Origin of the sequence: Arthrobacter sp. ZBG10 (assembly GCF_001238605.1) — a bacterium.
Taxonomy (GTDB): domain Bacteria; phylum Actinomycetota; class Actinomycetes; order Actinomycetales; family Micrococcaceae; genus Arthrobacter.
The window spans coordinates 1-5904 of sequence record NZ_LFQH01000101.1 but is presented as its reverse complement, the minus strand read 5'-3'; the positions used below and the strand labels follow the sequence as shown (position 1 = coordinate 5904).

General features: G+C 67.5%; 11 protein-coding genes. All 11 read right to left on the bottom strand.

Features of this window, described 5'->3' with window-relative positions:
• Window positions 1-224, bottom strand: a 224-nt coding sequence (locus tag ACU18_RS18510) for a hypothetical protein (RefSeq protein WP_050687946.1), incomplete at its 3' end; no start/stop codon positions are given.
• Window positions 225-507: 283 nt separating this feature from the next.
• On the bottom strand, window positions 508-954 hold the full coding sequence (locus tag ACU18_RS18505; protein WP_050687945.1) for a hypothetical protein: 447 nt from the start codon (window positions 952-954) through the stop codon (window positions 508-510).
• Complete coding sequence (locus ACU18_RS18500) at window positions 951-1559, bottom strand: hypothetical protein (RefSeq protein ID WP_050687944.1); 609 nt, start codon at window positions 1557-1559, stop codon at window positions 951-953. Before ACU18_RS18500 ends, ACU18_RS18505 begins: the two co-directional genes overlap by 4 nt.
• A complete protein-coding gene (locus ACU18_RS18495) occupies window positions 1556-2140 on the bottom strand; it encodes an RNA polymerase sigma factor (RefSeq protein WP_231686136.1) in 585 nt (194 codons plus the stop codon). The genes ACU18_RS18500 and ACU18_RS18495 overlap by 4 nt, the downstream gene beginning before the upstream one ends.
• Before the next feature lie 88 nt (window positions 2141-2228).
• Entirely contained in the window at window positions 2229-2459 is a 231-nt protein-coding gene (locus ACU18_RS18490) for a CsbD family protein (RefSeq protein WP_050687943.1), read from the bottom strand.
• 53 nt (window positions 2460-2512) lie between these two features.
• Complete coding sequence (locus ACU18_RS18485) at window positions 2513-3124, bottom strand: hypothetical protein (RefSeq protein ID WP_050687942.1); 612 nt, start codon at window positions 3122-3124, stop codon at window positions 2513-2515.
• A complete protein-coding gene (locus ACU18_RS18480) occupies window positions 3121-3702 on the bottom strand; it encodes a hypothetical protein (RefSeq protein WP_050687941.1) in 582 nt (193 codons plus the stop codon). Before ACU18_RS18480 ends, ACU18_RS18485 begins: the two co-directional genes overlap by 4 nt.
• Window positions 3703-3704: 2 nt before the next feature.
• Window positions 3705-4127: a hypothetical protein gene (locus ACU18_RS18475; protein WP_197273625.1), complete on the bottom strand. Its 423-nt coding sequence runs from the start codon at window positions 4125-4127 to the stop codon at window positions 3705-3707.
• Window positions 4124-4315 (bottom strand): DUF2273 domain-containing protein, encoded by a 192-nt coding sequence (locus ACU18_RS18470; protein WP_050687940.1) that lies wholly within the window; start codon window positions 4313-4315, stop codon window positions 4124-4126. The genes ACU18_RS18475 and ACU18_RS18470 overlap by 4 nt, the downstream gene beginning before the upstream one ends.
• The gene (locus ACU18_RS18465; protein ID WP_050687939.1) at window positions 4312-4791 is read right to left on the bottom strand and encodes an Asp23/Gls24 family envelope stress response protein; all 480 of its coding nucleotides are present in this window, start codon (window positions 4789-4791) and stop codon (window positions 4312-4314) included. The genes ACU18_RS18470 and ACU18_RS18465 overlap by 4 nt, the downstream gene beginning before the upstream one ends.
• Before the next feature lie 114 nt (window positions 4792-4905).
• A complete protein-coding gene (locus ACU18_RS18460; RefSeq protein ID WP_231686135.1) occupies window positions 4906-5748 on the bottom strand; it encodes a CPBP family intramembrane metalloprotease in 843 nt (280 codons plus the stop codon).
• Window positions 5749-5904: the final 156 nt, after the last annotated feature.

Sequence of the window (5904 nt, the reverse complement as noted above, 5' to 3'; positions counted from 1 at the left end):
ACCACGCCCAGGCGCTGTAACCGGTTTTCCTTGGCCCGCTCCAGCAGGTCCTCCCCGGACCAATCATCCTCCAACGCAACATCCGCGACCTGGACCAAGGCGTTCAGTTCCGTCATGGCGTCCGCGAGCGAGCCAACCACCACACCCACTGGCCCCGCAACAGCCCCGGGAGCAGGCGGAACCGGGTCCCTGCCGTCCGTGCCTGGAGCTTCGTTGCCGTCCATGACCCCAGCATATGCAGGGGGTACGACAATCCTGTCGGAGCCGGAAGCGACCGATGGATCGCCCCCAAAGCCGGCCCCGGAAACAGCCCCGGGACCAGCCGGAACGGAGCCACTGCCGTCCGTCCCTGGAGCCTCTTCGCCGTCCATAACCCCAGCATAGGGAAGGGGTACGACAATCTGATCAGCCACAAAACCCAGCCGGCATAAGGCCAGCCAACACCAAAGGAGAACGCCGGCACCGCACCCCATGCACCGCCGTCGTACGCGCCTAAAAGGTTGGGTACTAACCGCCTGTCAGGGAGTCGCCGGCGATCCGCACCACGGAGACCCTGGCCACCACCTGCTCAGGAGAAAAATGGTTCCGTACAGCGGCCGCCACCGCCCGGGCAACCTCCGGCGTCCCGAGTATCCCCGGCGTCCCCGGCGCACCAGACAGCCCTGGCGCCCCGGACTTTCCCGCACTGACGCCAATCCGCACGGAAACCTCCGTGGGACCGCCGTCGGAACGCTTTTCCACCAAGGGGAGGTCCTGGTCCTGCGGCTCATCGCTGGTGATCAGCGCCGCGGCCCGCGCCGGCAGCCGCTGCCACAGGGGCCGCGACGGGAAGACCTCGGTCACCCCTGGCACCGCAAGGATGACCCGCCGCAGGTCCACGGGCAGCTGGACGTCGGAAGTTGTGCGCTGACCTGGAAGGCCATCGGCAGCGGACGGCTGTACGGGAGTGCTCATGATTCCTCCTGCGGGGCGGGGTCCGGGGCCTGTGCCGCGGACGGTTCAATAACGTCGGTGATGGTGATGTCGATCCCGGCGATGTTCAGCTCCGTGTGCCGCGCCAGGGCCTTGGCCAGGTCCAGCCGGAGGGCCGCTGCGCTGCGCATGAAGGGATGCCCGAATGCCACGGCAAGATCAACGCTGACAGTGATCGGTTCGCCCGGCACTGTCACATCGCCGTGCAGGCGCACCTTTCCAGCCACGGCCCCGGGAGTCGCGTCCGCCACGGACCGGATCAGGGCGAACACGGACCCCTCAGTTTCCGTCAGCCGGTCCGCCGGGTCATCGGAGCGGAGCGGGATATCCCTGCCCGGCCGCAGTTCCAGCTTCAGGCTGGCCAGGATGTTCTTCATCCACTGGTCGTTGCCGCTGCCGGCCGCCGCCAGGTCGTTGCTCAGCAGTTCACTGCCGGCAGCTGTGAGCCGCCGCAGGGAGTCCAGGCCATTGCGGCAGTCGGGGCAGGTCTCCAGGTGCCGCGGATCGGCAAACTCGCCCGTATCCAGGTACATGCTCAGCTCCTCGAGGGTGTGCCCGCACTCCAAGTTGTCGTTGGGGATGCTCATCGCCACTCCTCCATTTCACGGACCAGCGTAATCCGTGCCCGGGCAAGCCTGCCACGGACGCTGGCTGTGCTGATGTTCAGTGTTTGGGCAATCTGGTCGTAGCTCTGGCCGTTGAATTCCTTGAGGACCCAACAACGGCGCTGCTCTTCGGGAAGCCGCGCCAGCGCCGCCTTCAGCGACTCAATGCTGGACCCTTGGACCGCCTTGGCCTCGGGGCCGGCCTCCGGGGAGCCCACGTCCCCTTTGCCGCTGACCTCGTCGATGTCACCGAAGCCCGCATGGTTCCGCCGCCGCCGCAGGAAGTCGATGCTGCGGCTGCCGGTCAGGCGCAGGAGCCAACTCTTGACGGCGCCGGGTTCGCGGAGCGTATCGAGTTGCTTCCAGGCCTGGACCAAGGCTTCCTGCACCACGTCGTCGGCATCGGCGTAGGAGCCAGTCAGCCTGCGCGCGCAGGCCCGCATCAGCGGACCGTACCGGCGGGCCAGGGTTTCGAACGCGGCGGTGTCGCCGTCGGCTGCCCGGCCCACCAGGAGGGCGTCGGGGACCAAATCCAGCCGATCCGGCACCAAGGGATCTGTCACCTGATTCTGCTTTCACTCTTGGCGCGAACGCCGGAACAACGGCAGGCGGGCCCACGGAATGCCCCGCGGACCCGTCGCTCGAGGGGGCCTAGTGCTTGGCGAAGCCTTCTTTGATCTTTGCTGCTGCGTCCTTGAGGTTTCCGCCGATGTCCTTCGCGGCGTCCTTCACTTTTTCGCCCGCATCACGGATCTTGGCCTGCGCCTGGTCGCCCTGGCCCTCGCGTTCCAGTTCCCGGTCCCCGGTCCGCCTGCCGAGGCCTTCCTTGGCGGCACCGAGGTGGTTGGTTGCTGCATTGGTGAGCCTGTTATCAATTCCCATGAGGATGTTCCTTTCCTTGGTTTCCTGCGGGGCTGATCAGTGGGTGCAGAGGATCAGTCGGTGCGAAGGGCGCCGGCCAGTTTGGTCCTTGTTCCAGTGGCTATTCGGACCAGAACGGTGGTGCGATGGCCCAACAGCCCGTCGATTGAGCGGACCAGGGCTTCGGCGGTATCGGCCACGTCCCTGGGGGAGGCTCCGCGCCGTGCCTGGAGGATCAGCCGGAGGCCGCTCGGGCCCCGGCCGGATCCCCGCCACGCGGTGACAGAACTTCCGACGATGGAGTTGCTGCCGGCCAGTGCCGCATCCAGGGCAGCCTCCAAATAGGAGATGTCGACGGCGGTGTTCCCGAGCTCGGCGTCGCTGTCCTCCGCGCCGGTTCGGCTCCTGCCGCCGCCCTGCCGCGTCATCCACACGATGCACAGCACTGCCAGGAGCACCAGCGCGGCCACGAGGGCCACGGTCCACCAACTGCCAAGCGGATCCTGCAGGGGCGCCGAGGCCTGGATGGCTTGCCACCTGTCAACGGCCGCGCCGGTAAAGCGGGTCCAGCCGTCCCTGACGAGGGGGTTAAGTGCGGCGCCGGCCGTTAGGATACCGACGGCGGCCAGCAGTATTCCCGCAAGTGCGAGCAGGAGCCGGTTCAAGGCCCTGTTGGTGCGGTTCATCGGCCCGTCACCCCGTCCGGTGAGACGCGCACGTCGGTGCGCAGGTTCCTGGTGAGCCCGTAGGAGGACACTTCGCTGACGGCGGCGGAGGTGAGGGCCTCGCGGTCAATGGCAACGCCCGACGTCGGCCGTACCAGGACGCGGAGGGAGCGCTTGCCTACCGTGGTGGTCACCTGCTCCGGGGCCAGGTTCGCCGCCAGGCGCACCTTCCGGGAAACGGCTGCGGCAATGGCCGAATCGTCCACCACCAGGGCAACCCGGTCACTGTCCATGGAACGGCGTGGGCGCCGGCCGCCCTTGACGGCGGCGAGCAGGACCAGCAGCCCCAGCAGGGCCACCGCCACGCCGGCCGCAGCCAAAGCGCCCGGCAGGACAGCCTGCGGAAGGGAAACCACCTGCGCCGCCAGTTGGCCGGGGCTGGCCAGGAGGGCGTCCTGCCCTAACAGCGAGAGGACGCTTTCCGCGGCGAGCCAGGCAAAGAAGCACAGGGCCAGCAGGGCCACGGCGACTGACAGCCGGGCGCGCGATGAGTGCGTCTCCCGCCGGATGATCCGTTTGTTGGTTCGGGCCTGTCCCATGGTTACCTCCTCTCGAGTAGATCGGTGTCGACAGCCGTGTCGTCAGCGCTGCGGGACCCCGATCCGGGTGCTGCGGAGCCGCTGTCCACCCTGGAGTCCGGGACCTGACGGCGCTTGGCGGCCGCCAGCCGGATGTTGATCCGGCCCAGCTCCATCCCGGTGATCTGCCGGCAGGCAACCGAGACCTTGAGCCGGGCAATGTGCGCCTGTTCAAAGGCCGAATGCCGGTGGGTTGCCTCAAGGCCCCGCTCCAGCAGGGCCGGCGCTGGCAGCCGGACAGTCAGAGCCACGCCCAGCTTGCCCGCGTCGTCGTCCAGCGCTGCCGCCACCTGCCCGGGGGGCACCCCGAACGCTCCGGCTGCCACAGCTTCCACAGTGTGCTTCAGCGCGGCGGGGGCAATCCTGGTGTGGCCTGCGCGGGTCATGAAGAGGAGCGCCGGCCACGCAGCGCGTCCAGCACCCCGCCCAGATCAAGCTTGCCCTCGGCGGAGCGGCCCAGGACCGCGCCGATTCCCATAAACAAGGCCGTCAGCAGGAAGCCCCAGAACCCGAAGGCAAGGGCGACGTACGCCAGGACGGCGCCGGCGGCTGCGCCGGCCACCACCGGGGTCATGCCACCCTCGGCTCACGCGGGGCGTCGTCGTCGTCGGTGTTATCTGCCTCGGAGGCTACGTGGATGTCGGTGATGGTGATGTTCACTTCGGTGACTTCCATGCCCACCAGGTCCTCGACGGCGGTGTAAACAGCGTCGCGGGCGCGGTCGGCAACCTGCTGCAGCGGGTGGGGGTACTCCACCACCAGGGTGACGTCCACGGCAACCTGGGTCTGGCCCACCTCTACGGTTACGCCCTGGGTGAGGTCCTTCTGGCCCACCTTCTCCCGGAGGTTGCCCAAGGCGCGGGCTGCCCCGCCGCCCAGTGCGTGGACGCCTTCGATCTCCTGGATGGCGATGCCGGCGATCTTGGCAACAACGCCGTCCGCCACGGTGGTCTTGCCGCGGCCGTCGTGGCCTTCGCCTGCTGCGAGCTCATGGCCCGGTGCGGTGGTCTTCTTCTGTACGTCGGAAGGGGTCTGCGGCTGCGTGGTCATCGTGTCACTCCTGAGGTTCGTCGGGGAGGCTGTTTGCGCCTTCACAGATAAAGACGCAGCCCGGGCCCGGTTCGTCACGCACGGATTTGCGTGACGCCCGTCACGTTGCAGGGGTCAGTAGATGAAGATGTTGATCCACTCGCGGTTGTGCGCGTGGATCAGGACCAGGAAGAGCACAAAGTCGAACAGGAGGTGGACGCTGACAATGTAGGACAAAGACCGGGTGATGCTGAACAGGCGGGCCTGCAGCAGGGCGAACGGGAAGATGAAAAACGGTGCCCACGCGTGGAATCCCAGTTCCCAGAGGAACGACGTAAAGAGGACCGCCTGCAGCAGGTTGGCCTGCCAGTCCGGAAGATGGCGGCGCAGCAGGGTGAACACCGTGCAGATGAAAAACAGCTCGTCCCAGATTCCCAGCACGTTGGTGCCCAGGAACAGCCGGCCGATGCCCTCGGGGTCGCTCACCGCAGGCCAGTTGGCGTAGACGCCGGTCCGCACCATGTACATGGGCATCAGGGCGTAGCCGATCACCAGGACCGCCGGGAGATACCACTTCTCCGCCCGCGTCCAGGGCTTCCCGGTCCGGACCGGAAAGCGGATGGCGTGCTCGCGGGTGACAAAACGTGAGACCGCATAGGGGACGCCAACGGCCAGGACCATTGCCGTGCCCATCACCATCATGTGCCCGGTGCTGATGTCCGTGGTGATCGGGACCAGGCTCATGGCAGTAAGCCCGAACGCAACGAGGGCCAGGTCAACCATAAGGCGGCGGCTAAGGAATCCTGCGGTGATCAGCGCCGCCCCGAGCAGCAAAAATCCAAAAGGGCGGTCCTCCCGGACAAACAGCAGGAAGCCCGACGCCGCCACAAGAGCCGCCGGGGCAAGCGCCGGTGGCGCGGGGAACAGCTTCAGCGCGTCCGCGGGTCCGGTTCCGGCCCGGTGTGGCTGGTTTTTCATCGTGACCCCCCGAGTCTGGTGCCATCGACTCTACTGCTGCAGCTTCGGCCCGGACCAGAGGCAACGACGGCGGGGCCGCGGCCCGGCGGTGCGGACGCGGCCCGGCGGCTAAAAAGGAAAGCGGACGACGCCGGGAGGGCGGTTTCTAGGGGTCGT